Source organism: Streptomyces sp. NRRL F-5135 (genome assembly GCF_000719775.1).
Lineage (GTDB): Bacteria > Actinomycetota > Actinomycetes > Streptomycetales > Streptomycetaceae > Streptomyces > Streptomyces hebeiensis.
In genome coordinates, this window is the sequence record NZ_JOHR01000021.1 from 1 (window position 1) to 23,946 (window position 23,946).

At 72.8% G+C, this 23,946-nt stretch carries 25 protein-coding genes and 2 pseudogenes; 14 read left to right on the plus strand and 13 right to left on the minus strand.

The features are described from left to right. Window positions 1-250: 250 nt before the first annotated feature. The gene (locus IG02_RS0129865; protein ID WP_030754783.1) at window positions 251-1,090 is read right to left on the minus strand and encodes a transglutaminase-like domain-containing protein; all 840 of its coding nucleotides are present in this window, start codon (window positions 1,088-1,090) and stop codon (window positions 251-253) included. 26 nt (window positions 1,091-1,116) lie between these two features. Next, a pseudogene (locus IG02_RS43990) lies at window positions 1,117-1,842 on the minus strand (GNAT family N-acetyltransferase); the annotation flags it as partial. 620 nt (window positions 1,843-2,462) lie between these two features. Here IG02_RS43990 and fdxA point away from each other — a divergent pair. Continuing rightward, on the plus strand, window positions 2,463-2,783 hold the full coding sequence (gene fdxA, locus IG02_RS0129875) for a ferredoxin (protein WP_003985062.1): 321 nt from the start codon (window positions 2,463-2,465) through the stop codon (window positions 2,781-2,783). A gap of 110 nt (window positions 2,784-2,893) precedes the next feature. Beyond that, window positions 2,894-3,994, plus strand: a complete 1,101-nt coding sequence (locus IG02_RS0129880) for a bifunctional succinyldiaminopimelate transaminase/glutamate-prephenate aminotransferase (RefSeq protein ID WP_030754788.1) — start codon at window positions 2,894-2,896, stop codon at window positions 3,992-3,994. 152 nt (window positions 3,995-4,146) lie between these two features. On the opposite strand, the gene IG02_RS0129885 is transcribed toward IG02_RS0129880, so the two are convergent. Together IG02_RS0129885 and IG02_RS0129890 are read right to left on the minus strand one after the other, a co-directional pair. Beyond that, window positions 4,147-4,452: a hypothetical protein gene (locus IG02_RS0129885; protein WP_030754790.1), complete on the minus strand. Its 306-nt coding sequence runs from the start codon at window positions 4,450-4,452 to the stop codon at window positions 4,147-4,149. A gap of 188 nt (window positions 4,453-4,640) precedes the next feature. Continuing rightward, the gene (locus IG02_RS0129890) at window positions 4,641-5,762 is read right to left on the minus strand and encodes a hypothetical protein (RefSeq protein ID WP_030754792.1); all 1,122 of its coding nucleotides are present in this window, start codon (window positions 5,760-5,762) and stop codon (window positions 4,641-4,643) included. 117 nt (window positions 5,763-5,879) lie between these two features. On the opposite strand from IG02_RS0129890, the gene dapE reads away from it, so the two are divergent. Beyond that, window positions 5,880-6,959, plus strand: a complete 1,080-nt coding sequence (gene dapE, locus IG02_RS0129895) for a succinyl-diaminopimelate desuccinylase (protein WP_030754794.1) — start codon at window positions 5,880-5,882, stop codon at window positions 6,957-6,959. A gap of 101 nt (window positions 6,960-7,060) precedes the next feature. Further along, the gene (locus IG02_RS0129900) at window positions 7,061-7,816 is read left to right on the plus strand and encodes a TIGR00730 family Rossman fold protein (RefSeq protein ID WP_030754795.1); all 756 of its coding nucleotides are present in this window, start codon (window positions 7,061-7,063) and stop codon (window positions 7,814-7,816) included. A gap of 107 nt (window positions 7,817-7,923) precedes the next feature. Here IG02_RS0129900 and folP read toward each other — a convergent pair whose 3' ends face one another. Then, window positions 7,924-8,796 carry a dihydropteroate synthase gene (folP, locus tag IG02_RS0129905; protein ID WP_030754797.1) on the minus strand — a complete coding sequence of 291 codons (873 nt, stop codon included), beginning with the start codon at window positions 8,794-8,796 and terminating at the stop codon, window positions 7,924-7,926. A gap of 157 nt (window positions 8,797-8,953) precedes the next feature. Between folP and IG02_RS0129910 the strand changes: the two genes are divergently transcribed. Then, window positions 8,954-9,307, plus strand: a complete 354-nt coding sequence (locus IG02_RS0129910) for a hypothetical protein (protein ID WP_030754799.1) — start codon at window positions 8,954-8,956, stop codon at window positions 9,305-9,307. Continuing rightward, window positions 9,304-9,888, plus strand: coding sequence for a DNA-3-methyladenine glycosylase I (locus IG02_RS0129915; protein WP_030754801.1), 585 nt, complete (start codon window positions 9,304-9,306; stop codon window positions 9,886-9,888). Before IG02_RS0129910 ends, IG02_RS0129915 begins: the two co-directional genes overlap by 4 nt. A gap of 112 nt (window positions 9,889-10,000) precedes the next feature. Here the strand turns inward: IG02_RS0129915 and IG02_RS0129920 are convergent, their stop codons facing one another. After that, window positions 10,001-10,804, minus strand: a complete 804-nt coding sequence (locus tag IG02_RS0129920) for an enoyl-CoA hydratase-related protein (RefSeq protein WP_030754803.1) — start codon at window positions 10,802-10,804, stop codon at window positions 10,001-10,003. Between the two features lie 313 nt (window positions 10,805-11,117). Here IG02_RS0129920 and IG02_RS39940 point away from each other — a divergent pair, with 313 nt between their 5' ends. Next, window positions 11,118-11,285, plus strand: coding sequence for a DUF3117 domain-containing protein (locus IG02_RS39940; protein ID WP_003966491.1), 168 nt, complete (start codon window positions 11,118-11,120; stop codon window positions 11,283-11,285). A gap of 247 nt (window positions 11,286-11,532) precedes the next feature. On the opposite strand, the pseudogene IG02_RS0129930 reads toward IG02_RS39940, so the two are convergent. Further along, window positions 11,533-12,196 (minus strand): annotated as a pseudogene (locus tag IG02_RS0129930) (O-methyltransferase). Between the two features lie 141 nt (window positions 12,197-12,337). Between IG02_RS0129930 and sigE the strand changes: the two are divergent. Together sigE and IG02_RS0129940 are read left to right on the plus strand one after the other, a co-directional pair. After that, complete coding sequence (gene sigE / locus IG02_RS0129935; RefSeq protein ID WP_199814109.1) at window positions 12,338-13,096, plus strand: RNA polymerase sigma factor SigE; 759 nt, start codon at window positions 12,338-12,340, stop codon at window positions 13,094-13,096. Next, window positions 13,093-13,971, plus strand: a complete 879-nt coding sequence (locus tag IG02_RS0129940) for a zf-HC2 domain-containing protein (protein WP_030754809.1) — start codon at window positions 13,093-13,095, stop codon at window positions 13,969-13,971. Before sigE ends, IG02_RS0129940 begins: the two co-directional genes overlap by 4 nt. Window positions 13,972-14,312: 341 nt before the next feature. Here the strand turns inward: IG02_RS0129940 and IG02_RS43995 are convergent, their stop codons facing one another. Further along, entirely contained in the window at window positions 14,313-14,513 is a 201-nt protein-coding gene (locus tag IG02_RS43995; protein ID WP_234314960.1) for a hypothetical protein, read from the minus strand. A gap of 64 nt (window positions 14,514-14,577) precedes the next feature. Between IG02_RS43995 and IG02_RS0129945 the strand changes: the two genes are divergently transcribed. The 3 genes from IG02_RS0129945 (at window position 14,578) to IG02_RS0129955 (ending at window position 17,666) form a co-directional block, all read left to right on the plus strand. Continuing rightward, entirely contained in the window at window positions 14,578-16,128 is a 1,551-nt protein-coding gene (locus tag IG02_RS0129945; RefSeq protein WP_234314961.1) for a trypsin-like peptidase domain-containing protein, read from the plus strand. Window positions 16,129-16,303: 175 nt separating this feature from the next. Continuing rightward, on the plus strand, window positions 16,304-16,876 hold the full coding sequence (locus IG02_RS0129950) for a sec-independent translocase (RefSeq protein ID WP_030754813.1): 573 nt from the start codon (window positions 16,304-16,306) through the stop codon (window positions 16,874-16,876). A 118-nt stretch (window positions 16,877-16,994) separates the two neighbouring features. Further along, the gene (locus tag IG02_RS0129955) at window positions 16,995-17,666 is read left to right on the plus strand and encodes a hypothetical protein (protein WP_030754815.1); all 672 of its coding nucleotides are present in this window, start codon (window positions 16,995-16,997) and stop codon (window positions 17,664-17,666) included. Window positions 17,667-17,818: 152 nt separating this feature from the next. Here IG02_RS0129955 and IG02_RS0129960 read toward each other — a convergent pair whose 3' ends face one another. From IG02_RS0129960 to IG02_RS0129970, 3 genes are read right to left on the minus strand one after another with little or no spacing between them, the layout of a single operon-like run. Further along, entirely contained in the window at window positions 17,819-18,979 is a 1,161-nt protein-coding gene (locus IG02_RS0129960) for an Mrp/NBP35 family ATP-binding protein (RefSeq protein ID WP_051765894.1), read from the minus strand. A gap of 51 nt (window positions 18,980-19,030) precedes the next feature. Further along, a complete protein-coding gene (locus IG02_RS0129965) occupies window positions 19,031-19,579 on the minus strand; it encodes a DUF1003 domain-containing protein (RefSeq protein ID WP_420707805.1) in 549 nt (182 codons plus the stop codon). Between the two features lie 55 nt (window positions 19,580-19,634). Further along, the gene (locus IG02_RS0129970; RefSeq protein ID WP_234314964.1) at window positions 19,635-21,146 is read right to left on the minus strand and encodes a magnesium transporter MgtE N-terminal domain-containing protein; all 1,512 of its coding nucleotides are present in this window, start codon (window positions 21,144-21,146) and stop codon (window positions 19,635-19,637) included. A 230-nt stretch (window positions 21,147-21,376) separates the two neighbouring features. Between IG02_RS0129970 and IG02_RS0129975 the strand changes: the two genes are divergently transcribed. Then, a complete protein-coding gene (locus IG02_RS0129975) occupies window positions 21,377-22,186 on the plus strand; it encodes a hypothetical protein (RefSeq protein ID WP_030754823.1) in 810 nt (269 codons plus the stop codon). An 85-nt stretch (window positions 22,187-22,271) separates the two neighbouring features. Here the strand turns inward: IG02_RS0129975 and IG02_RS0129980 are convergent, their stop codons facing one another. Then, on the minus strand, window positions 22,272-22,796 hold the full coding sequence (locus IG02_RS0129980; protein WP_030754825.1) for a hypothetical protein: 525 nt from the start codon (window positions 22,794-22,796) through the stop codon (window positions 22,272-22,274). Between the two features lie 455 nt (window positions 22,797-23,251). Between IG02_RS0129980 and IG02_RS41800 the strand changes: the two genes are divergently transcribed. Beyond that, the gene (locus tag IG02_RS41800) at window positions 23,252-23,467 is read left to right on the plus strand and encodes a hypothetical protein (RefSeq protein WP_158712396.1); all 216 of its coding nucleotides are present in this window, start codon (window positions 23,252-23,254) and stop codon (window positions 23,465-23,467) included. An 81-nt stretch (window positions 23,468-23,548) separates the two neighbouring features. On the opposite strand, the gene IG02_RS0129985 is transcribed toward IG02_RS41800, so the two are convergent. Next, window positions 23,549-23,944 carry a hypothetical protein gene (locus IG02_RS0129985; RefSeq protein WP_030754827.1) on the minus strand — a complete coding sequence of 132 codons (396 nt, stop codon included), beginning with the start codon at window positions 23,942-23,944 and terminating at the stop codon, window positions 23,549-23,551. Window positions 23,945-23,946: the final 2 nt, after the last annotated feature.

Consider the following 23,946-nt stretch of genomic DNA (forward strand, 5'->3'; position numbering starts at 1 on the left):
CCCCGGGCGGGAGGGGTGGGGTCGTAGGAGGTGCGTGTCCGGACACTAAAGCGTGATTTGTGACGCGCGACGTACGCCCGAGTCCATACGTACGCCTCCTGCGCGTCGTAAATCATGCCGTCCGGACATGTACCTCCGGAGGCCCCGCCCCGGCACCACCCACCGGGCACAGAACCCCGGCGGCCACAGCCCAGCACGGTCCCGACCGCCCTGGCGAGACCAGGCGGGCACCGCCGACAGGCGGCCCCGCTCAGTTCAGTCGTGCCCGGGCCGCCCGCGCGCGGGTGCGGATCGACTCCGCCGTCGTCGGCTCCACCGCCTCCACCACCCGCGCGTACTCCTCCATCTCCGCCGCTCCGAGCAGGAACTCGCCGCGCTGCACCAGCACCTGGGCGCGCTCGTAGCGCAGTCGCGCCGGGTGGGCCGGCAGGAGCAGGGACAGTTCCACCGCCCACAGCGAGACGTCGCTGCGCTCCGGGCGCGTCGCGGCCCAGGCTCGGATGTTGTTCAGGACGCGCAGGACCGTCTCCAGCGGGTCGGCCGGGACCAGCATCGAGGGTTCGAGGGCCGCCCCCGTCACGCCGCCGACCAGCCGCGCGGCGTCGGCCTCCGTCAGCGTGCCGCCACCGGCGAAGGGGTCGGCGAGCACCCGCTCGTCCGGCGCTCCGAAGCCCACGACGAAGTGGCCCGGCAGGGCCACCCCGTACACCGGCGCGCCCGCCCGCCGGGCCACCTCGATCCACACCACCGAGAGCAGGATCGGCAGCCCGCGCCCGCGCCGCAGCACCTCGGGCAGCAGCGAGGACTCCAGCAGCCGGTAGTCGCCCGGTGTGCCGTGGAAGCCGTACCGGGTGCCCAGCAGATCCGCCAGCGCGCGGGCCCATGCGCGCGGGTCCGTGAGGCCGAAGGGGAGTTCACCGGCCAGCCGGTCCAGCTCTGCCTGGGCCGCGTCGAGTCCGGCCTCGCCGCGGGCCGGGTCCGCCTCCGCCGCCACGAGCAGGCACAGCGTCGCCAGGTCGGGCCGCGCCGCGCGGGCCTCCTCGGCGAAGCGCCGGCGCCGCTCGGCGCGGCCGGGATCCCCGGGGGACATGGGTGACATAGGGGCCCCGTACCCGCTCACGGCGCGCGGAAGTGGTGGTAGCGGTGGTGGACCGTGAATCCCATGCCCTCGTACAGTGCCCGCGCCGCCTCGTTGTCCGACTCGACCTGGAGCCAGGCGGCCGACGCGCCCTCGTCCAGCGCACGGCGGGCCAGAGCGGTCATCACGGCGGTGGCCAGGCCCTCCCGGCGGCGGGCCGGGTCGACCTCCACGGCCATGAAGCCCGCCCAGCGTCCGTCCACCACGCACCGGCCGATCGCCGCGGGCGTGGGCGGCGGTGCGGGCCGTCCGCCGGGCGTGCCGCCTTCCCCGGGTACGGGACCGACGCCGCTCCCGCCACCGCCCCCCGGCACGGTCGCGAACCACACCGAAGGGCCGCTGCCCAGCACATGCAGCACATGCGCGGGCGCCGCCGATGCCCCGGCCGTGCTGAGCCGCTGGTAGCGCCGCAGCCACGCCTCGTCACAGCTCCGGTCCAGCCGTACGCCCGAGACGTCCACGTCCCGGTCCGCGAGCGGCGCGAGCGCGGCGATCCGCACCTCCGCCGTCACCTCCGCGCGCCAGCCGCGCCGCTCCAGCTCCGCGCACAGCCACTCCTGGGTGCCCTCAGCCCCGGTCGCCGCCTGGATGTACGCGGGCAGGCCCCGCTCCTCGTACCACCGCCGCACCCGTGCCAGCGCCTCGTCCAGTTCCAGGCCGGGCTCTCCGACGGCCAGCACCGAATTCGCCCGCCGGGTGAATCCCACCCGCCGCCCGACCGCCACCCCGGCAGGACGTGCGTTGCCCGGCCCCTCTTCCCGCCGCCCGACCGCCACCCCGGCAGGACGTGCGTCGCCCGGCCCCTCTTCCCGCCGTCCGGCGGGCCCCGCCTCCGCCGCGGCGCGTAGCTCCCACGACCCCAGCCGTTCGCTCTCCACCGGCTGCCAGGCCCGCGCGCCCGCCCGGGCCAGCTCCTCGAAGGTCGCCGCGGGACCGCGCCGCCGGGCCGGTGCCGCGGGCACGACCTTGCCCGCGACCAGCGACGACTCCGGCACCCGCACGCTCTCCCCGGTCCGCCGTGTGATCAGCAGCACACCGGCGTCCCAGGATGTGAGAACGCCGACCGTGTCGGTGAACTTCTCCGCGCCCGCCACGCCGCCCGTAAGCCGCCGGACCGATACGCGTTTTCCCACGTCAGACGGTGTGATTCGGACCTCGAACCGTCCGCCGGCAGTGAATTCCACGGCTCCGCACGCCCCTCCTGTTCGGATCCCGCTCAAGAACGGAGATACTAGATGTGGGCATCGACGACGCCGCGCTCCCGCGCGCCTGTGGACGGAGCCGCAGATCGGCCCGCCGCGCCCTATGGAGGAGGAACGACAGCGTGACCTACGTCATCGCGCAGCCTTGTGTCGACGTCAAGGACAAGGCGTGCATCGAGGAGTGCCCGGTCGACTGCATCTACGAGGGCTCCCGGTCCTTGTACATCCACCCGGACGAATGCGTCGACTGTGGAGCCTGTGAGCCGGTCTGCCCGGTCGAGGCGATCTTCTACGAGGACGACACCCCGGAGGAGTGGAAGGACTACTACAAGGCGAACGTCGAGTTCTTCGACGAGCTCGGTTCGCCCGGTGGTGCTTCCAAGCTCGGCCTGATCGAGCGTGACCACCCCTTCATCGCCGCACTGCCGCCCCAGAACGGCTGACAGTGCCACCCCGCCCGGTCCCGTACGGCTCGCGCTGTACGGGACCGGGGTGTTTCGTATGTACGCACCGGTACGTACGAGCGAATCCGCACGAGAAAGAGTGAGCACCCGTGTCCGCAGCCGCAGTCTCCTCGCGCCTTCCGGTCTTTCCCTGGGACAAGCTCGAGCCTTACAAAGCGACGGCCGCGGCCCACCCCGACGGCATAGTGGACCTGTCCGTCGGTACCCCCGTGGACCCGGTGCCGGAGCTGATCCGGCGGGCGCTGGTGGCGGCGGCCGACTCGCCCGGATATCCGACGGTGTGGGGGACGGTCGCGCTGCGCGACGCGCTCACCGGCTGGGTGGAGCGGCGGCTCGGGGCGCGCGGAGTGACGCACAGGCACGTCCTGCCGGTCGTCGGTTCCAAGGAACTGGTCGCCTGGCTGCCCACCCAGCTCGGCCTCGGGCCGGGCGACCGGGTCGCGTACCCGCGGCTCGCCTACCCGACATACGAGGTGGGGGCGCGGCTCTGCGGCGCCGAGCCCGTCGTCTACGACGATCCCACGGAGCTGGACCCGGCCGGCCTGCGGCTCCTGTGGCTGAACTCGCCGTCCAACCCGACCGGGCGGGTGCTGTCCCAGGAGGAGCTGACGCGGATCGTGGCGTGGGCGCGCCGGCACGGGGTGCTGGTCTTCAGCGACGAGTGCTACCTGGAGCTGGGCTGGGAGGCCGACCCGGTGTCCGTGCTGCACCCGGAGGTCTGCGGCGGTACGTACGACGGTCTGGTGGCCGTCCACTCGCTCTCCAAGCGGTCCAACCTGGCCGGGTACCGCGCGGCCTTCCTGGCGGGCGACCCGGCCGTCCTCGGCGAGCTGCTCCAGATCCGCAAGCACGGCGGGATGATGACCCCGGCGCCCGTGCAGGCGGCGACGGTCGCGGCGCTCGGCGACGACCGCCACGTACAGGAGCAGCGGGAGCGGTACGCGGCGCGGCGCACCGCCCTGAGGGCGGCGCTGGAGGCGCACGGATTCCGCGTCGACCACAGCGAGGCGAGCCTGTACCTGTGGTCGACGCGGGACGAGCCCTGCTGGGACACCGTCGCGCACCTCGCGGAGCTGGGGATCCTCGTGGCGCCGGGCGACTTCTACGGGGTGGCCGGGGAGCGGCACGTACGAGTGGCGCTGACGGCGACCGACGAGCGGATCGACGCGGCGGTCAAGCGGCTGGGGTAGGACCTGTCCCCACACGAGGGACACGAGGGAGGGGTCCGGGGAGTGCGCACTCCCCGGCCCCCTCCCCTTCCTGTGCTGCCCTGTGCTTCTTGTGTCCTGTGTGCCGGTAACCGCGCGGACCGGACAGGACGGGTACGGCGCGGACCCGTCCGTCAGCCGATCGGCAGCTTGTCGGTGGACAGCCCGTCGGTGGACAGCCCGCCGCCGAGCGCGCCGACCTGCCCGGTGGTCTTGCCGGCCTCGGTGGTGGCCCCGCCCAGCGCCTCACCGGCGCTGCCCGCGGTCTTGCCGACGGTGTCGCCCAGGGTGCCGCCGTCGAGCGCGCTGACCGCGCCCAGGCCGGTGGACTCCGGGAGAGCCGCCGCGTTCGCGGCGCCGGCCGCGCCGAGGACGGGGGCGGCGCCCGCCGCGACGATCAGCGCGGTGCGGGCGATCCGGCGGGTGAGAGAGAGGGACATCGTGCTCCTTCGGAGGAATCAAGCGGGGATGAGCGGGACAGCGCGTCGTGTCCGGCGACCGGTCCGGTGGAGGCACCGGCCGGGACGACGCACTGGCTCAACCCGCCGAGGGGCGGCGGAGGTTGCGGCGGGCCGCGGTAAAAACGCGTCGTGCGCCGCAGGTGCACCGCCGCGGGCGATGCGCCGAACTACCGTGCGGTGCGGATCCGGACCTCTTCCGTACCGGAAGCCGCCGACGTGTTCGACGCGCTCGATGCCCCCGACGCACCGCTCGGCGTACTCGGCTTCCCCGCCGATCCCTGGCCGCCCCTGCGCTGCCAGCCCTTGTACGACTCCTCCGCGCGCCAGAACCGGTCCGCGTAGGCGACCTCGTCGATCCGCAGGGCGAAGGAGTGCGCCACGGCCCACTGCGCCAGTTCCCAGCCGCGCCGGGCCCGCGTGCCGTCCCCGGCCCCCTCCGCGCGCTTGTCACCGGCTCCGGCCCGGGCGCCGACGGAGATCCCGCTCATGGCCTCGACACCGGACGGGTCGCGGGTCCGGCCGGCGTCGGTGCCGTCCTCCGGGACACCGCCCGGGCCGCCGGACACCTCCCGTACCGGTACGGCGATCACATCCCCGGCCGAGGACGTCACCGCGGCCCCGGCACCGGCCGGCAGCACGTCGGAACCGAACGCGCGCACCAGCTCCGCCCGGACCTTCGCCGGGTCGCCGGGCCGCCCGTCCGGCGCCGAGCAGGTCAGCGAGGCGGCGGACCGGCCGGTGAGGGACGCGGCCAGCAGGGCGGCGTCCGGCTCGTGCTTGGCGTACGCGTCCGGGAAACCGCTGCGCTGCACGCGCTGTGCCGCCTCCGTGAGCGGCAGCCGGGGGTAGTCGCGGACCTCGGCGAGGTGCTCGTAGAACTCGTTGGCCGCGTAGACGGGGTCCTGGATCTGCGCGGGCGTGCCCCACCCTTTCGAGGGGCGTTGCTGGAACAGTCCGAGCGAATCCCGGTCGCCGTGGGCCAGGTTGCGCAGCGCCGACTCCTGCATCGCGGTGGCCAGCGCGATCGTGACGGCGCGCTCCGGCATGCCGCGGGTGGTGCCGACGGCGGAGATCGTCGCGGCGTTCGCGGCCTGCTCGGGGGTCATCTCGTACGAGCGGCCCGTGCCGTCCGGAGGGTCCGTGGCCCGGACCACGCACCGGGGTATGCCCTCCTGACTGGTCAGATACGTCACCGCCACATAAGCGGCCACAGCCAGGAGGACGACCAGCGCGCCCCCTGTACGGAGAAGTCTGCCGCCACGGCGGCGGGGGGAGGCGGTCTCGGACACGGGCTCACCGTACTGGAGACGGAAGACCCTCACGGCCGATCTCCGGACACCCGCGCGCACGGGTGGCGGGGCGGACGCGTGAGCGGGCGCGAGGTCCGCTCGTTTAAGGTCACGAGCATGTCTGAGACCCTTCTTGACCTCACGCAGGACGGCCCCGCGCTCACCGCGAGCCTGGTCGATTTCCCCTCGGTCAGCGGTGCGGAGAAGCCGCTCGCCGACGCGATCGAACAGGCGCTGCGGGCGCTGCCCCACCTCACCGTCGACCGGTACGGCAACAACGTGGTGGCCCGGACCGGCCTGGGCCGTGCCGAGCGGGTCGTCCTGGCCGGGCACATCGACACCGTCCCCATCGCCGGGAACGTGCCCTCACGGCTGGACGAGGACGGGGTGCTGTGGGGCTGCGGCACGAGCGACATGAAGTCGGGGGTGGCCGTGCAGCTGCGGATCGCCGCGACGGTTCCCGAGCCCAACCGCGACCTGACGTTCGTCTTCTACGACAACGAGGAGGTCGCCGCGCACCTGAACGGGCTCGGGCATGTGGCGGAGGCCCGGCCGGAATGGCTGGAAGGCGACTTCGCCGTGCTGCTGGAGCCGTCCGACGGCGAGGTCGAGGGCGGCTGCCAGGGCACGCTGCGCGTCCACCTGCGGACGACGGGGGAGCGGGCCCACTCCGCGCGCTCCTGGATGGGGACCAACGCCGTCCACGCCGCGGCGCCGATCCTGGCGCGGCTCGCCGCCTACGAGCCCCGGCGGCCGGTGATCGACGGGCTGGAGTACCACGAGGGCCTCAACGCCGTCGGCATCGAGGGCGGCGTCGCCACGAACGTGATCCCCGACGCGTGCACGGTCGTCGTGAACTACCGCTACGCCCCCGACCTCGGCGAGGAGGAGGCGCTCGCGCACGTCCGGGAGGTCTTCGCGGACTGCGGGGTCGACGAGTTCGTCGTGGACGACCACGCCGGCGCGGCGCTGCCGGGGCTCTCGCATCCCGCGGCGGCGGCGTTCATGGCGGCCGTGGGCGGTACGGCGCGGCCGAAGTTCGGCTGGACGGACGTCGCCCGGTTCGGCGCGCTCGGCGTGCCCGCGGTCAACTACGGGCCGGGGAATCCCCTGCTCGCCCACAAGCGCGACGAGCGGGTGGCCGTGGAGCGCATCCGGCACTGCGAGGCGCGGCTGCGCGACTGGCTCACCAGCTGAGGGGGCCTGTGCCCCGGGACGACCTAGGAAATTCCGCCGCCCGTCATCTCCGTGCGCCTACGCTTGCCGGGAACGACGCACAGCAGCGGAGGGAGCAGGTCATGGGCGTGCCTGACGGAGAGCGCAAGCCGGCGGAACGAAGGCTCGGACCGGTGATCCGCCGCAGGGAGCAGATCCAGCCCGGTACGACCGATCAGCGGCTGCTGGACACCGAGGGCGACTCGGAGTGGGTGCACACCGATCCCTGGCGGGTGATGCGCATCCAGTCGGAGTTCGTCGAGGGCTTCGGCGCCCTCGCCGAACTGCCCAGTGCCATCAGTGTCTTCGGCTCGGCGCGCACCCCGGTGGGCTCGTCGGAGTACGACGCCGGAACCCGTATCGGCCGGGCACTGGTCGAGGCCGGGTTCGCGGTGATCACGGGCGGTGGACCGGGCGCGATGGAGGCGGCGAACAGAGGGGCGCGGGAGGCGGACGGCATCTCCGTGGGCCTCGGCATCGAGCTGCCCTTCGAGCAGGGGCTCAACCCGCACGTCGACATCGGCGTCAACTTCCGTTACTTCTTCGTCCGCAAGACGATGTTCGTGAAGTACGCCCAGGGGTTCGTGGTCCTGCCCGGCGGGCTGGGCACCCTGGACGAGCTGTTCGAGGCGCTCACGCTGGTGCAGACCCGCAAGGTCACCCGCTTCCCGATCGTGCTCTTCGGTACGGAGTACTGGGGAGGCCTGGTGGAGTGGCTGCGGAACACGGTGGTGGCCCAGGGCAAGGCGTCGGAGAAGGACCTGCTGCTGTTCCACGTCACGGACGACGTGGACGAGGCGGTCGCGCTCGTGACGAAGGAGACGGGGCACGACGGGTAGCCGGACGGGCGGCGGGCCGGCGGACCGGCGGGGTGGTGCGCTCCCGCGAGGCCGTCGGGGTACTCGGGCGAGGACCTCGCGTGACTCGGGCGAGGACCTCGCGTGACTCAGGCGAGGCCGCGGCGCGCCACCGACGGGTCACGGTGTCCCGCGATCGTGGCGACCATGTCCAGCACCTGCCTGGTCTCGGCCACCTCGTGGACCCGGTAGACGCGGGCGCCGAGCCAGGCCGAGACCGCCGTCGTCGCCAGCGTGCCGAGCAGGCGTTCCCTGACCGGCTTGTCGAGCGTCTCGCCCACGAAGTCCTTGTTGGACAGCGAGACGAGCACCGGCCAGCCGGTTTCGGCCATCTCGTCCAGCCTGCGGGTCGCCTCCAGCGAGTGGCGGGTGTTCTTGCCGAAGTCATGACCGGGGTCGATCATGATCCCGTCCCGGCGTACCCCCAGGGCGAGGGCGCGCTCGGCGAGGGAGAGCGTGACGCGCAGGATGTCCGCCATCACGTCGTCGTAGGAGACGCGGTGCGGCCGGGTCCTCGGCTCGGCGCCGCCCGCGTGCGTGCAGACCAGGCCCGCGCCGTACCGGGCGGCGACCTCCGCGAGGCGCGGGTCCACCCCGCCCCAGGCGTCGTTGAGCAGGTCGGCACCCGCCTCGCAGACCGCCTCGCCGACGTCGTGCCGCCAGGTGTCCACGCTGATGACCACGTCCGGGTGGCGGCGGCGGACCTCGGCGACGAAACCGACCGTGCGGCGCGCCTCCTCGGAGGCCGAGACCTCCTCGCCCGGCCCCGCCTTCACGCCCCCCACGTCGATGATCGCGGCGCCCTCCGCGACCGCGCGCTCGACGCGTTCGAGGGCCGGTTCGTCGCGGAAGGTCGCGCCCTGGTCGTAGAACGAATCAGGGGTCCGGTTGACGATCGCCATGATCACCGGCTCGTGCGCCCCGAATTCCCGCCGTCCCAGCCGCAGTGTCCCGCCGCGCATGCCCTGTGTCCTCCTCGTGTTCCGTCCGCCTGCGACCCTAGTGCCCCTCCCGGCGAGCCATTCCGGAGCAGCCCCGTCCGCCCCTCGGCGCGGCCGGGGCTGTCGGTGGCGCATGGCACGATCGGCACAGGACGTTTTCCTGCCAGGGGAGAAACTCGTGTTCTTGTTCTTGCTCATCGCGATGGTCGTGGTGGTCGCCGCGGTCACGTTGGCGGTCGTGGGCGGCGGCGACCGCGCGGTCCTGCCGGAGACCGCTCCCGAGCAGCTGGTGGATCCCCTGCCCCTGAACCGCCCGCTGGGCCGCGCCGACGTGGAGGCGCTCCGGCTGCCGGTGGGCGCGCGCGGCTACCGGATGGCGGACGTGGACGACGTGCTCGGCCGGCTCGGCGCGGAGCTCGCGGAGCGGGACGCGCGGATCGCGGAGCTGGAGGCGGCACTGGCGGGGGCGCAGGCGACGGCGGTCTCGTCGGCGGACCTGTTCAAGAAGCCGGGAGAGGAGACCGACCGATGACCGGGGGCAGCGCTCTTCCGGGGCCGGACGGGCGGCCGCGCTGCCCGTGGGGCCTGTCCGCCGAGGACTACCTGGAGTACCACGACACCGAGTGGGGCCGTCCGGTCCACGGGGACGACGCCCTGTTCGAACGGCTCAGTCTGGAGGCGTTCCAGTCGGGGCTGTCCTGGATCACTATCCTGCGCCGGCGTGAGGGCTTCCGCCGGGCGTTCGACTCGTTCAAGATCGCGTCCGTGGCCGAGTTCACCGGCGCGGACCGGGAGCGGCTGCTGGCGGACCCGGGCATCATCCGCAACCGCGCCAAGGTCGACGCGACCCTGGCGAACGCGCGGGTCCTGGCCCAGTGGCCGGAGGGCGAGCTGGACGCGCTGATCTGGTCGTACGCCCCGGACCCGGCGGGCCGGCCGGCGCCCCGGACGGTGGGGGACGTGCCGGCGGTGACGGACGAGTCGACGGCGCTGGCGAAGGCGCTGAAGGGGCGGGGCGTGCGGTTCGTGGGGCCGACGACGGCCTACGCGCTGATGCAGGCGTGCGGGCTGGTGAACGACCACCTGGCGGGGTGCGTGGCGCGGGCGGCGTAGCGGGTGTGGGGGCCCCGCGTGGCCACGCCCTCGGCCGGCGGCGCGCCGAGCGGCACGCCTCCGCCGGCCGGGGGGGGTCCGCACGCGCGGTCAGGAGCCCGCGGGGACGGGCTCAGCGGCCCACGAACCGCGGCTTCTCCTTCGCCAGGAACGCCTGGACCGCGATCCGGTGGTCCTCCGACCTGCCCGCCGTCGTCTGGAGTTCGTCCTCCTTCTCCAGCGTCGCCGCGAGCGGGTGACCGGCCCCGTACGCCAGTGACTCCTTGATCGCGGCGTACGCCGACGTCGGGCCCCCGGCCAGGGCGCGGGCGGTAGCGGTGGCCTCGGCGCGCAGGGCCGCGGGCGGGACCAGACGGTTCACCATGCCCCAGCCGTGCGCCTCGGCGGCGGTCACGGAGCGCGGGAACATCAGCAGGTCCGCGGCCCGGCCGTGGCCGATCAGGCGGGGGAGGGTCCAGGAGACGCCGGAGTCCGCGGTCAGCGCCACCCCCGCGAACGAGGTGTTGAACGTCGCCGTCTCCGCCACCACCCGGAGGTCCGCGGCGAGGGCGAAGCCGAGGCCCGCCCCCGCCGCGACGCCGTTGACCCCCGCCACCACCGGCTTGGGCATCTCCGCGATCGCCCGCACGATCGGGTTGTAGTGCTCGCGCACCGTGCTCATCGTGGCGCTCGTACCGTTCTCCCGGTCCGCCGCGAGCAGCGCCGTGTGCTCCTTGAGGTCCTGGCCCACGCAGAACGCCCGCTCGCCCGCGCCGGTCAGCAGCACGCTCCGTACACCGGGGTCGGCCGACGCCGCGAGCAACGCGTCCCGGAGCGCCACCTTGGCGGCGACGTTCAGCGCGTTCATGGCGTCGGGCCGGTTGATCGTGATCGTCGCGAGTCCGTCAGCCACCTCGTACAGCACGGTGTCGGCCATGATTCCTGTCCCCTTCGCGGCTCCGGCGGTCCTGTCCGGGCCCAGCATGGCGGAGATCGCGGGCCCGGGCATGTGACCCGCGTCCAAGAAAGTGCGCCCGCTTCCGTACGCGCGGTGGCGAAGTATCGCAGGCGGATCCCCGAATTGGGTGGTTTTGCGAAAGGGCGTTGCTCAAGCGATGCCGACCGATGTTGGTCATCGGGTCCCGCCATGCGGGATAATGGGCTGGAAGCAATGTGTTCGATGCCGGTGACACAGCGCCTGTCATGGGGCCGCCGGCTGCGATGAGCTGGTTTCAGGAAGGGGAACGAGCATGGCGGCCATGAAGCCGCGAACGGGCGACGGCCCGCTCGAGGTGACCAAGGAGGGGCGGGGCATCGTCATGCGCGTTCCGCTCGAAGGCGGCGGTCGGCTTGTCGTCGAGCTGACCCCGGACGAGGCGGACGCACTCGGCGACGCGCTGAAGAAGGTCGTCGGCTGAGCGGGACGCTCCCAGCCTTCGGGGGCCCGCTCGGGCGCCCCGGATCCAGCACCACCGTTCGCTGCCCCGGTACGGGAGACTCCGTACCGGGGCAGCGTTCCGTCGTACAGGCCCCCGTCGGTGCGCCGCTCTCCGCCCGCACACCGCTCTCCACCGGCTCCCGGCCGCTTTTCCGCGCGCCGCTTCCGGCCGCTTCCTGCCCGCGCCGCCGTTGCCGGCCGGCGCGTTCTCTACCGGTGCGCGTTCTCTACCGGCGCACCGCGCACAGCAGGCCGTCGCCCACCGGCAGCAGCGTCGGCAGCAGATCCTGGCTCTCCCGTACGGCCCGCAGCAGCTCGCGCACCCGCAGCACCTCCGCCGGCTGGGCCGCCCCGTCCACCGTCCTGCCGTCCGCGAACATGCCCTCGAAACAGACCAGTCCGCCGGGTCTGAGCAGCCGCAGCGATTCGGCGAGATAGTCGAGGCACTCCAGACGGTCGCCGTCGCAGAAGACGAGGTCGTACCCGCCGTCCGCGAGCCGGGGCAGGACGTCCAGGGCGCGGCCGGGGATGAAGCGGGCACGGTTCCCGGCGAAGCCCGCCGCGCGGAACGCCTGCCGGGCGAACTGCTGGCGCTCCGGTTCCGTGTCGACCGTGGTCAGGACCCCGTCCGGGCGCATGCCCAGCAGCAGGTACGTCCCCGAGACGCCGGTCCCCGTGCCGATCTCGGCCACCGCCTTCGCGTCCAGCGTGGCAGCGAGCAGACGCAGCGCGGCGCCGGTGCCCGGTGACACCGAGCGGAGCCCCGACTCCCGGGCCCGGTCACGGGCCCAGCGCAGTGCTTCGTCCTCGGCGACAAAGGCGTCGGCGAACGCCCAGCTCGTCTGCCGGTTGGCGGTAATGACCCTCTCCTTGTCCCCGTTGTCGGCGCAACGGTGACTGTATCCGCTGGGCCCGGGAACCCGCAGATGGGACCAGGCGTTATGAGGGGGTGTGGAACGCGCGGTTCGGGGCTGGTGGCCGGGCCCAAATTCGCGTAAAGATTCTTATCCGGAGCTAACGGGCGGAGTGGCTATGGTAGGGGCTCCACTGGACACCACCAGAGCCGATAGGGGAGGTGCGGCTGCGCCTGTGGATCGGGGAGGAGCGCTGAGGCGCTTTCTCAGGTCAGCCGGCGAGCCGAAATCCGTGACCAACATCGCTGACCGTTCTCGCTCCGACGACTCCGCAGTGACCGCGACCTTCGCATCGGATGCGGAATCGCAGGCGTGGACTCCCCCCAGCTGGGAGGAGATCGTCAGCACGCACAGCGGACGTGTCTACCGCCTCGCCTACCGCCTCACGGGCAACCAGCACGACGCGGAGGATCTGACCCAGGAAGTCTTCGTCCGGGTCTTCCGTTCGCTCTCGACCTACACTCCCGGCACGTTCGAGGGCTGGCTGCACCGCATCACGACCAACCTGTTCCTCGACATGGTCCGGCGCAAGCAGCGGATCCGGTTCGACGCGCTCGGCGACGACGCGGCGGAGCGGCTGCCCAGCCGCGAGCCCTCGCCCCAACAGGTCTTCCACGACACGCACTTCGACGCGGACGTCCAGCAGGCGCTGGACACCCTGGCCCCCGAGTTCCGGGCGGCGGTGGTGCTCTGCGACATCGAGGGGCTCTCCTACGAGGAGATCGCGGCCACGCTCGGGGTCAAGCTCGGCACGGTCCGCAGCCGGATCCACCGCGGCCGCTCGCATCTGCGCAAGGCCCTCAAGCACCGTTCCCCCGAGGCCCGGGCCGAGCAGCGCGCCTTCGTGGGCGTGGCCGGGGAGGTCGGGCCGGCGTGAGTGGCACAAGCCCGACCCCCGCCGAGCATCATCTGGGGGACCGACTCGCCGCGCTCGTGGACGGGGAGCTGGACCATGACGCGCGCGAGCGCGTGCTGGCCCACCTGGCGACCTGTGCGAAGTGCAAGGCGGAGGCCGATGCCCAGCGCCGGCTCAAATCCGTGTTCGCCCAGAGCGCCCCGCCGCAACCCTCGGCCGGACTGCTCGCGAGACTCCAGGCGCTGCCCGGCGGCCTGCCGGGAGATGACGACGACGGAAAAGGTCTGTTCGACGGGGGGCGCTTCGGTGATGGCGTTTTCGGTGTCCGGACGGACGGTTTCGGTTATCTCCCGGCCGGTGCCTCCGCGGCGGTGCTGCCCCGTGGCTCCGGCTTCCGCATCCACGAGGTGGGCCGGCAGGAAGCGGAGCGCTCGCCGTGGCGCGGCCGGCGGTTCGCGTTCGCGGCGGCCAGCGCGGTCTCGTTCGCGGCGATGGCCCTCGGCGGGGCGATGCCGCTGAGCTCGGCCGATGTGCTCCCCCGGGGCGCGGGCAACAACGTGACGCCGATGCGCGCGCCCGGCACGCTTCCCGCCTCCGTGAGCGGCGACTCGGCCCGGCGCCAGGCCGGCGGCGGGGGGAACAGCGGCCGGGCGCCGCAGTCCGTGGACCGCCCGGCGGCCACGGCCCCGCCCGGCGTTTTCCGCACCGAGCCGCTCTCCGACCCCATGATCCCGGCGGGGCTGCCCCCCGGCACGGCGGCCGGGGCGCTGATCCAGCCGGCCGGCCCCGCAGTGCAGGTCGACGCGCCGTCCGTGGTCAGCGCCACGGTCACGCCCCGCCCCACGCAGATGGCCGCCCCCACCCGGCCGGGCCTGCCGATTTCCACCCGCCGCTGACCGGGCTCCGCCCCGCGGGGCCGTTCATGGCGTGCGTCCGGCGACGGCGGGGCGGTTCGAACAGGGCCCTGCGCGGACATTCGTAAACCTGGTTGAATCCTCGCAGGGGCGCCCGGTGCGGCGCGGAGCGGCAGGTGCGGGGAGAGCATGGACGACGGGCAGCCCACGGGACCCAAGGCGAAGTGGTGGAGCCGTCCCGCGACGGATCCCATGGCAACGGCCGGGCCTCAGCCGTACGGTGACGACACGTCAGGTTTTTCCGGCGTTCCGGATGACGCGGCAGCGGCGGCCGGCGCGGCGGGTGCGGCAGAAGCGGCAGAGGCGACAGAGGTGACGGCTCGTCAGACTCCTTCCTCCTCGGCTTCACCGCCCGGGCCCGCCGCCGACTCGGGAGCCGGAGCGCCGCCCGAGACACCGGCCCCGTCCGAATCCCCGGCCCCGGCCCCGGCCCTGACCTCGGCTCCGGATCCGGCCTCGACCTCGGCACCGGCTTCCGAGATCTCCGCCGCCCCGCCGCCCCCGTCGGCTTCCGGCCCGGGCACCGCGGGGCCCGGGGACCCCCCGGCCGACGGGGACGGCGTACCGGCGCGGCAGCGCCCGCGGCCGTTGCACGAGCCCGACGAGTACAGCACGCCGCCCTACGGCGGCCCCGGCCCCTGGGCGCCGGCCCCGCCCGTCCAGTTCCCCACGCCCGCGCACGGCACCCCGCTGCCGTCGTACGCCGGTCAGTACGGGCCGAACGGCGACGGACAGCCCCCGGGCCCCTACGCGCCCCCGCCGCAGGCACAGAGCGCCGTCCAGCCACCGCGGCCAGCTCACGGCCAGATCCCCGGGCCCGCGCCGGCCACGACACAGATGCCGGCGTCCGCCCCGGCCCCGCAGCAGGTCCCGGCCCCGGCGTCCGCTCCGGCCCCGGCTCAAGGGCAGCCGCAGACACCGCACCAGCCCCAGCCCTCCCCGTGGCTCCGGTACGACCCGTGGAGCAGCCCCGCCGCCGTCGGCCGGCAGCCCCTGACCCAGTACGGGCCCCAGTACGGCGAGCCGCGCCCCCAGCGGCGGCGGGCCGGGCTCGTCGTCACGGCGGTGCTCGCGATGGCCGCGTGCGTCGCCGGTGGCGCGGTCGGCGCGTACATCGAGCGCAACGGCGGTTTCAGCCGCGTCGAACTCCCGCAGGCCGGACGTGACGCGGGCGGCCGAGCACCCGACAGCGTCGCGGGCATCGCGGCCAGCGCGCTGCCCGGTGTCGTCACCCTCCACGTCAACGGCGGCGGCGAGCAGGGCACCGGCACGGGCTTCGTCCTCGACCGGCAGGGACACATCCTGACCAACAACCACGTCGTCTCCCCGGCCTCCTCCGGCGGCGAGATATCCGTCACGTTCAGCGGCGGCGAGACCGCGCGGGCCAAGCTCGTGGGCAAGGACAGCGGCTACGACCTCGCCGTCGTCAAGGTCACCGGCGTCTCCGGGCTCACGCCCCTTCCGCTGGGCAACTCCGACAACGTCCAGGTCGGTGACCCGGTCGTGGCCATAGGGGCGCCGTTCGACCTGTCCAACACGGTGACCTCCGGGATCATCAGCGCCAAGGAACGCCCCATCACCGCGGGCGGCGAGAAGGGCGACGGCAGCGACATCAGCTATGTCGACGCCCTCCAGACCGACGCCCCGATCAACCCCGGCAACTCGGGCGGCCCGCTGGTGGACGCCCGGGCCCGGGTCATCGGCATCAACAGCGCCATCCGCGCCGCGGACAACGGCACCGGCCTGGGCGGCGGCCAGTCGGGGTCGATCGGGCTGGGCTTCGCGATCCCCATCAACCAGGGCAAACGCGTCGCCGAGGAGCTGATCAACACCGGCAGGGCGACCCATCCGGTGATCGGGGTCAGCCTCGACATGGAGTACGCGGGCGACGGCGCCAAGGTCGGGGCGAAGGCCGCCGACGGCGGTCCCTCCGTCACCACCGGCGGCCCCGGCGCCCGGGCGGGGATCAGGCCCGGGGACGTCATCACCGCGGTGGACGACCAGCGGGTGCACGGCGGCGAGGAGCTGATCGTCAAGATCCGCGCCCACCGCCCCGGGGACCGGCTGAAGCTCACCCTGGTGCGCGGCGGCGAGGAGCGTACCGTCACACTGACCCTGGGTTCGGCGAACAGCGGCTGACGGCGGCCGACGACGGCCGGCGGTGGCCGACGCGGCCGGGGCGCGCGGCGGCCGGCGGCTCGCGCCCAGCACCGGATGGTCACCCGGAGGTACCGTCCGGACAGCTCGGGCGGGTACCGTGGTGCGGCCCGGACCCTCGACCCATTCGGCCCCAGGACGACCAAGGAGCAGCAAGGTGTTCAATGACATCGGCGGCCTTGAGCTGGTCACGATCGTGGTCCTTGCGATCCTCGTCTTCGGTCCGGAGAAGCTGCCCAAGGTGATCCAGGACGTCTCCCGCTTCATCCGGAAGGTGCGCGCCTTCTCGGAGAACGCGAAGGAGGACATCCGCTCCGAGCTGGGGCCCGAGTTCAAGGACTTCGACTTCGAGGACCTCAACCCCAAGAACTTCGTGCGCAAGCAGCTGATGAGCGAGGACGACGAGTTCGGACTCAAGGAGATCCGCAGCAGCTTCGACCTGCGCCAGGAGATCAACGACGTCGCGGACGCGGTGAACGGCCGGGAGAGCGAACCCGCCGTCGCGGAGGCCGCGACGGCCGCCGCCTCGGCGGCCACGGCCGGCGGAGGCTCCTCCGGTTCGGGTACGCCGGACCTGCTCAAGAAGCCCGCGAGCACGCCGGACCCGCTCAAGAAGTCCTCGGGTACGCCCGACCTGCTCAAGAAGCCCGCGAGCACACCCGATCCGCTCAAGAAGAGCGACGAGCCGGCTCAGCCTCCCCGGACGCCTTTCGACGCAGACGCCACCTGAGCACCGCCTATCCCGACTACTCGGGGGGCGGGTGGCTATCCTCCATCTGTCCGGCAGTCAGGCGCCCGTCAGGGGCGGGCCGCTGCCGGGCGTACGAGATCGAGGAGGCGCCGTCCAGATGGAGACGACGAGTCGGGCGGGGGCGCACAGCGCCACCACTTCACCCACCACCGGTGGCGCGCAGCCGGGCCGCCGGCCGGTCGCCGACTATCTGCGCGCGTCATTTCCCTGGTACGGACTGGACGAGGCGTTCACCGGCCCGCGCTGGCTGATGCAGGTCGGCGCGACCGCCGACGGCACGGTCCGGCACGGATCCACCGGCCACGGCGAGGAGCCGTCGATAAGACCGGACGCCTCGGGCGACGACAGGGAGCGGTTCACGGCGGTCGTCACGGTGGCCGAGGGCCCCGAGGACGACGACTGCGACGGCAGGGGCCGCCTGGACGCGACCACGGCCGCCTCGGCGGCCTGGCTGGCCGGGGCGGGGCTGCTGGCCGTCACCTGGCCCGCCCAGCTGGACCACGCCCTGCGCGACGACTGGCTGAAGCAGCAGACGGAGGCCGCGTTCGAGCTGGCCGACCAGCTGGACGGGCCGGCCTGGTCGTCGCTGTCGCTGCCGGTCGACGGGAAGCCGACGCACTTCCACTACCGGGAGTCGGAGTTCGGCTGGGTGCTGGCGGGGTCACCGGGGAACGGGGTGCACCTGGGGGCCTACGGGCGCGGGATGAGCGCGTACGGGCTCGCCTTCTCCGCGATCGCCGACATCAGGTCGTACGCGCGCGACGCGTAGCACGCTCCATGAGCGCTTCGTAGGCTCGGCCCCGTACGGGTCAGGGGCGGTCGCCATGGATGTGGCGACCGCCCCTGACCCGTATACGTTTCTACGCCGACGTCTCTACGTGTACGGGTTCTACGCGCTCACGCGTCCACGCCCGCACGCGCTCAGAACTTGTTGCGCGGGGTGATCCCCAGCGACATGCCCGCCAGGCCGCGCTGCCGGCCGCCCAGCTTGCCCGCGACCTCCCGCAGCGCCGTCGCCGCCGGGGAGTCCGGGTCGGAGAGCACGATCGGCTTGCCCGCGTCGCCGCCCTCCCGCAACCGCACGTCGATCGGGATCGCGCCCAGCACCGGTACCGTCGCGCCGGTCGTCCGCGTCAGGCCCTCGGCGACCAGTGCGCCGCCGCCCGTGCCGAACACGTCGATCATCTCGTCGCAGTGCGGGCAGGGCAGGCCCGACATGTTCTCGACCACACCGACGATCTTCTGATGGGTCTGCACGGCGATCGAGCCGGCCCGCTCCGCCACCTCGGCCGCGGCCTGCTGCGGGGTGGTGACCACCAGGATCTCCGCGTTCGGCACCAGCTGGGCGACCGAGATGGCGATGTCGCCCGTGCCCGGCGGCAGGTCGAGCAGCAGTACGTCCAGATCGCCCCAGTAGACGTCCGCGAGGAACTGCTGGAGCGCGCGGTGCAGCATCGGACCGCGCCAGACCACCGGCGTGTTGCCCGGCGTGAACATCCCGATGGAGATCACCTTCACGCCGTTCGAGGACGGCGGCATGATCATGTTCTCGACCTGGGTGGGCTTGCCGTCCGTCCCCAGCATGCGCGGCACGCTGTGCCCGTAGATGTCGGCGTCGACGACCCCGACCTTCAGCCCGTCGGCCGCCATCGCCGCCGCCAGGTTGACCGTCACCGAGGACTTGCCGACCCCGCCCTTGCCCGACGCGACCGCGTACACCCGGGTCAGCGAGCCGGGCTTGGCGAACGGCACCTCGCGCTCGGCGGTGCCGCCGCGCAGCGAGGCCGCCAGCTCGCGCCGCTGCTCGTCGCTCATCACGTCCAGCGCCACGTCCACGCGGCTGACGCCGGCGACCCGGGAGACCGCTTCGGACACGCTCCGCGTGATGGTCTCGCGCATCGGGCAGCCGGAGACCGTGAGGTAGACCGTGACGGCCACGGCACCGTCGGCACCGATGTCCACCGATTTCACCATGCCGAGGTCGGTGATCGGCCGGTGGATCTCGGGGTCGTTCACCGTCGCCAGCGCTTCGCGCACCGCCTCTTCGGCGGGGACGGCGGTTCCGTACGTGTCGGTAGCCATACGGAGATGGTACGGCGCCCGCGTCCTGGTCAGGCAAGCCGTCGGCGGTCGTCAGCGATCGGTGTCGGTGCGTGCCGGACCGGCCTCCCCGGGGGGCGGGTGCCCGCCCTCCAGGGGGAAGACGACACGGTGCTCGGCCATCTCCCGCACCATCGCCCCCAGCTCGTCACGGATCCAGTCCCGGGTCGCGACCTCGCCCAGCCCGATCCGCAGCGCCGCGATCTCCCGCGTCAGGTACTCGGTGTCGGCGATGGAGCGCTCGTTCTGCCGGCGCTCCTGCTCCAGGGTGACCCGGTCGCGGTCGGTCTGGCGGTACTGCGCCAACAGGATCAACGGCGCGGCGTACGACGCCTGGAGGGACAGCGCCAGCGTGAGGAAGATGAACGGGAAGGGGTCGAAGCGCAGACGGTCGGGCACGGCGACGTTCCAGGCGACCCACAGGACGACGATGACCGTCATCCAGGCGATGAACCGGCCCGTGCCCAGGAACCGGGCGACCCGCTCCGACAGCCGCCCGAACGCCTCCGGGTCGATCTCCGGCAGCAGCTTGCGCTGCGGGGCGCGCGGCTGGTCGAGCCGGTTCCGGCCGCCGCGCGCCAGCGCGGTCGCCCCGGTGGCCGGGCCGGCCCGGGAACGCTCGACGCGGTCCGTACGGTCAGCGGCCACGGGTCACCTCCTCGGGCCCGGGACCTTCGCGTCCTCCGGGGCCGGAGCCGGGGCCCTGTCCTTCGGGCCCGGGGCTTCCCGGTCCGCTGTCTCCCGGACCGCCGTCCGGGCCGTTGTCCCCTGGTCCGGTGTCTCCCGGGTCGTTGTCTCCCGGCCCTTGGTCCCCGGGCACGTGGTCGTGGCCATTCCCCTGGTCTCCCGGACCGTGGTACCCGGTCTCGCGCCAGTCGTCCGGCAGCAGGTGATCGAGCACGTCGTCCACCGTCACCGCGCCCAGCAGCGCCCCCGTGTCGTCCACGACGGGCGCCGCGACCATGTTGTACGCCGCGAGGTGGCTGGTCACGGCGGGCAGCGCGGTGTCCGGGGGCAGCGGCGGCAGATCGCTGTCCACGATCGAGCTGACCAGGGTGTACGGCGGGTCCCGCAGCAGCCGCTGGAAGTGCACCGTACCCAGGTACTTCCCGGTCGGCGTCTCGTCCGGCGGCCGGCAGACGTACACCTGGGCCGCGAGCGCGGGGGAGAGGTCCTGCTGCCGTACCCGCGCCAGCGCGTCCGCCACCGTCGCGTCGGGGCGCAGCACGATCGGGTCGGTGGTCATCAGGCCGCCCGCGGTCCGCTCCTCGTACGACATCAGCCGCCGCACGTCGGCCGCGTCCCCGGGCCGCATCAGGGTCAGCAGCCGCTCCTTGTCGTCCTCGGGCAGCTCGGAGAGCAGATCGGCCGCGTCGTCCGGGTCCATCGCCTCCAGGACGTCGGCGGCCCGTTCCTCCTTGAGCGTCCCCAGGATCTCCACCTGGTCGTCCCCGGGCAGTTCCTCCAGGACGTCCGCGAGCCGGTCGTCGTCGAGCGCGGAGGCCACCTCCACCCGCCGTTTGGAGGTGAGGTGGTGCAGGGCGTTGGCGACGTCGACGGGCCGCAGCTGTTCGAAGGTGGCGACGAGGCTCTCCGCGCCCTGCCCCTCCTCCTCCAGCGAGAAGCCGGTGACCGCCGACCACTCGACGGTCAGCGCCTCACCCGCCCGTCGCCCGCCGCCGCCCTTCCAGGGCAGCGCGGCGCGCGAGGTCATCTGGTGCAGAGCGCCGCCCTTGCGGCCACGCCGCACGAAGACCTTGTCGATCTCCCAGTCGCGCCGGGCGGGCAGCTGCTGGACGGCGATGTCGAGGACCGTGACCTCCTCCCCGGTCTCCACCAGCCGCACCCGGCGGTCGAGCAGTTCACCGAGGACGAGGCGCTCGGTCGGCCGCTGCTGGAACCGGCGTACGTTGACCACCCCCGTGGTGATCACCTCGCCCGACTCGATGCCGGTGACCCGGGTCATGGGCAGGAAGATCCGGCGCCGGCTGAGCACCTCCACCACCAGACCCAGCAGCCGGGGCGGGCGGCGGCCGACCCGCAGCATGGCGACGAGGTCGCGGACCCGCCCCACCTGGTCGCCGCTGGGGTCGAACACCGGGACGCCGGAGAGGTGGGAGACGAAGATACGGGGGGCGCTTGCCGCCATGTCGAGCGCCTCCTCGCCCTGGTGGTGCCGCCGTGCCGGGCCGCTCCCGCGCCAGATCGCCTCCGGTCGCCGCATGTCCGGTTTTTCGGCGGGATAACGGGTTCAGGCTAGCCCGTACCGCTGTGCCACGCCTTCGCTGAGCCGACCTCCGGCTCTCTGTCGAGCGCCCCGCCGGGCCCCGGTACGCTGCGGTCTGCCACCCCCACGCGCGTTTGAGAGGCAGTGCGTCTGTGACCGTTCTCCCGTCGTCCGGCCGTACCCGCAGAGCCGTTCTGACCGCCGCGCTCTGCGTCGGGCTGGCCGGTCCGGCGGCCGGATGCGCCGAAGAAGTGGACCCGGACAAGGGGACGAACGGCGTCGGCAAGCTCACGGCCGCCGAGATCCAGAAGAAGGCGCAGACGGCGGTGGCAGGGGCGGACGCGGTGCGGCTCTCCGGCTCGCTGGTGAGCAAGGGGCAGACGTACAAGCTCAACATGAAGCTCAAGGAGAACGGCGGCCTCGGTTCCGTCACCTCGAAGAGCAGCACCTTCCAACTGCTGCGCATCGGGGAGACCCTCTACCTGAAGGCCGACGCCGGCTTCTGGAGCCATGCGGACGACGACGGTGAGGAGGCCGGCGAGGGGGCCGGCGGGTCCGGCGGAGCCGGGGGCAAGGACGCGGACGCGTCGGCCGCGGGCAAGCTGTCGGACAAGTACGTGAAGGTCCCGCAGGACGACCCCTCGTACAAGCAGTTGAGCGGCTTCACGGACATGGAGGTGCTGCTCGGCGGTCTGCTGACGCTGCACGGCGAGCTGACCAAGGGCGACCGCGACACGCTCGGCGGCGTACGGACCATCAAGGTCAACGGCGCCAAGGGCAGTGGCGGGACGCTGGACGTCTCGCTGGAGGGCACGCCGTACCCGCTGCAACTCCAGCGGGCGGGCGGCGCGGGGACGGTGACGCTCGCCGACTGGAACAAGGACTTCGAGCTGGAGGAGCCGACGAAGTCGCAGACGGTGGACTACGGGAGCCGGCTGCCGAGTTCGGACGAGAGGCGCTGAGGGCTCCTGCGTCGCTGAGGACTTGCGTCGCCGAGGACTCCTGAGAGCCGGGCCGGTCAGCGCGTTCCGCTCGCCGTCTCCAGGGTCAGCGCTTCCCGGCCCTGCCGCCCTTGCCCCGCCTCAGCAGCAACCGGCCCAGGGAGGCCGGGACCGGCTGCCGCGTGGTCGCGGGCGTCGGCAGGGGGACGGCGGCGCCGGACGCCTCGGGGAGGTCGGTGATCGCGTCCTTGGGCACCAGACGCAGCACCCGGCACTCCCGCGCCCAGCGCTCCGGCATGGTCTCCGCGTCCGGCGCGTTGAGCCGCTTGCCCTTGAGCTCGGCGACGGCGCTCTCCCACTCCTCCGAGCGCGGTACGAGCTCCGAGACGGCCGCCGTCCAGGCGATGAGCCGGCCGCCCTTGTCCTTGCTCCGCACGGTCACCCGCGCGTCCGCCCCGGCCACCAGCCCCGGCAGCGGCTGCTCCCCGGGCCCGTCCCCCACCAGCAGGGCCGCGCCGTCGTGCCACACGTGCCAGAGCGCCCGGGCGGGCCCCGAGCCCTGGACCCAGATCAGGCCGGACTTCTTCGTGGCCTCCTCGACGAGCGCCGGGCCGAGCTGCGGATCTGTCATGCCCAAAGCCTATCGGCCACCCGCCGCCCGGCCCCTCTCGATCACAGGCCGGTGGCCGGTGGCTCGCGGGAGTCGCGGGAGCCCGGCGCCGGCCATCGAGCCTCGGCCCGAACACCCTTGTGCGCCCCAAATGGCGCCCAACGCACCTGAGCACACAAAAGGTGTGTCCGGCGGAAGGAACTTGGCACTGTTGGCGGGCGATCCGGGGCAACCCGCCTCCCCCGGCGAACATCGGCCCGCCCCGCGCCGATGCGCGCAGGCCGCCGCTCTCCTTCCGTGCTCATCCGCCGGTGATGACGAAGGAAACGGCGATCCAGAGGCAGAGCGCGCAGGTGTATGCCCAAGTGAGCCACCTCGGCGGGTAGGCCTCTTCCCAGTTGACCTTTTCCCCCGCGGCATCGCGACGATAAAACTCTTTGATGATATTTAATTCTGCTGCGGGGGATGCTCAGGGTATGTCGAGCATGCTCATCCTCCGATGGCGATTCGCCTTTCCCGAGGCCGGCCGCCATGCCGCCGCCCAGAGGTATGAGTATCCACAGAAGCACGGCCCGCTGACCCCAGGTCACGGTCAGCAGTATGTAGATCAAGGAGAAGAAGGCGTAGCTGAGAATGAAGGTGATGAGGAGGGCTTCACGCGGGATATCGAGCAACGTTTTCCTTCCTGGTGATCGGTGGGCGACTCGGGAGTTGGCGGGTCACGAGGCCCCGCCTGTCGCCGGGACCGAGGGTGATGAGGGCCGCCGTAGTCCTCAGCCGCCGGTGATGACGAAGGAGACGGCGGCCCAGAGGCAGATCGCGCAGGCGTAGGTCCAGACCAGCCACATGGGTGGTTCGGCCTCTTTCCAGTCGACCTTTTCTCCCGCAGCGTCGCGTCGGTAAATCTCTTTAATGATTGAAATCCTGCGACGAGGCACAACAAGCAGTACGGGGACCGTAATGAGGAAGCCGCTCAGGCTGAGGAGCAGTACGTCGATCGATTCTCCCTTGCCGAGGCCGATTCCTATGCCGCCGCCGACTGGAATGAGGCCGAACAGAAGTACCGACCGTTGGGACCAGTTCGCTGTCAGCAGTATGTAGACCAGGGAGAACACGGCGTAGCTGAGAATGAAGGAGAAAAAGATTATTTCGCGAGGTATGTCGATCATGA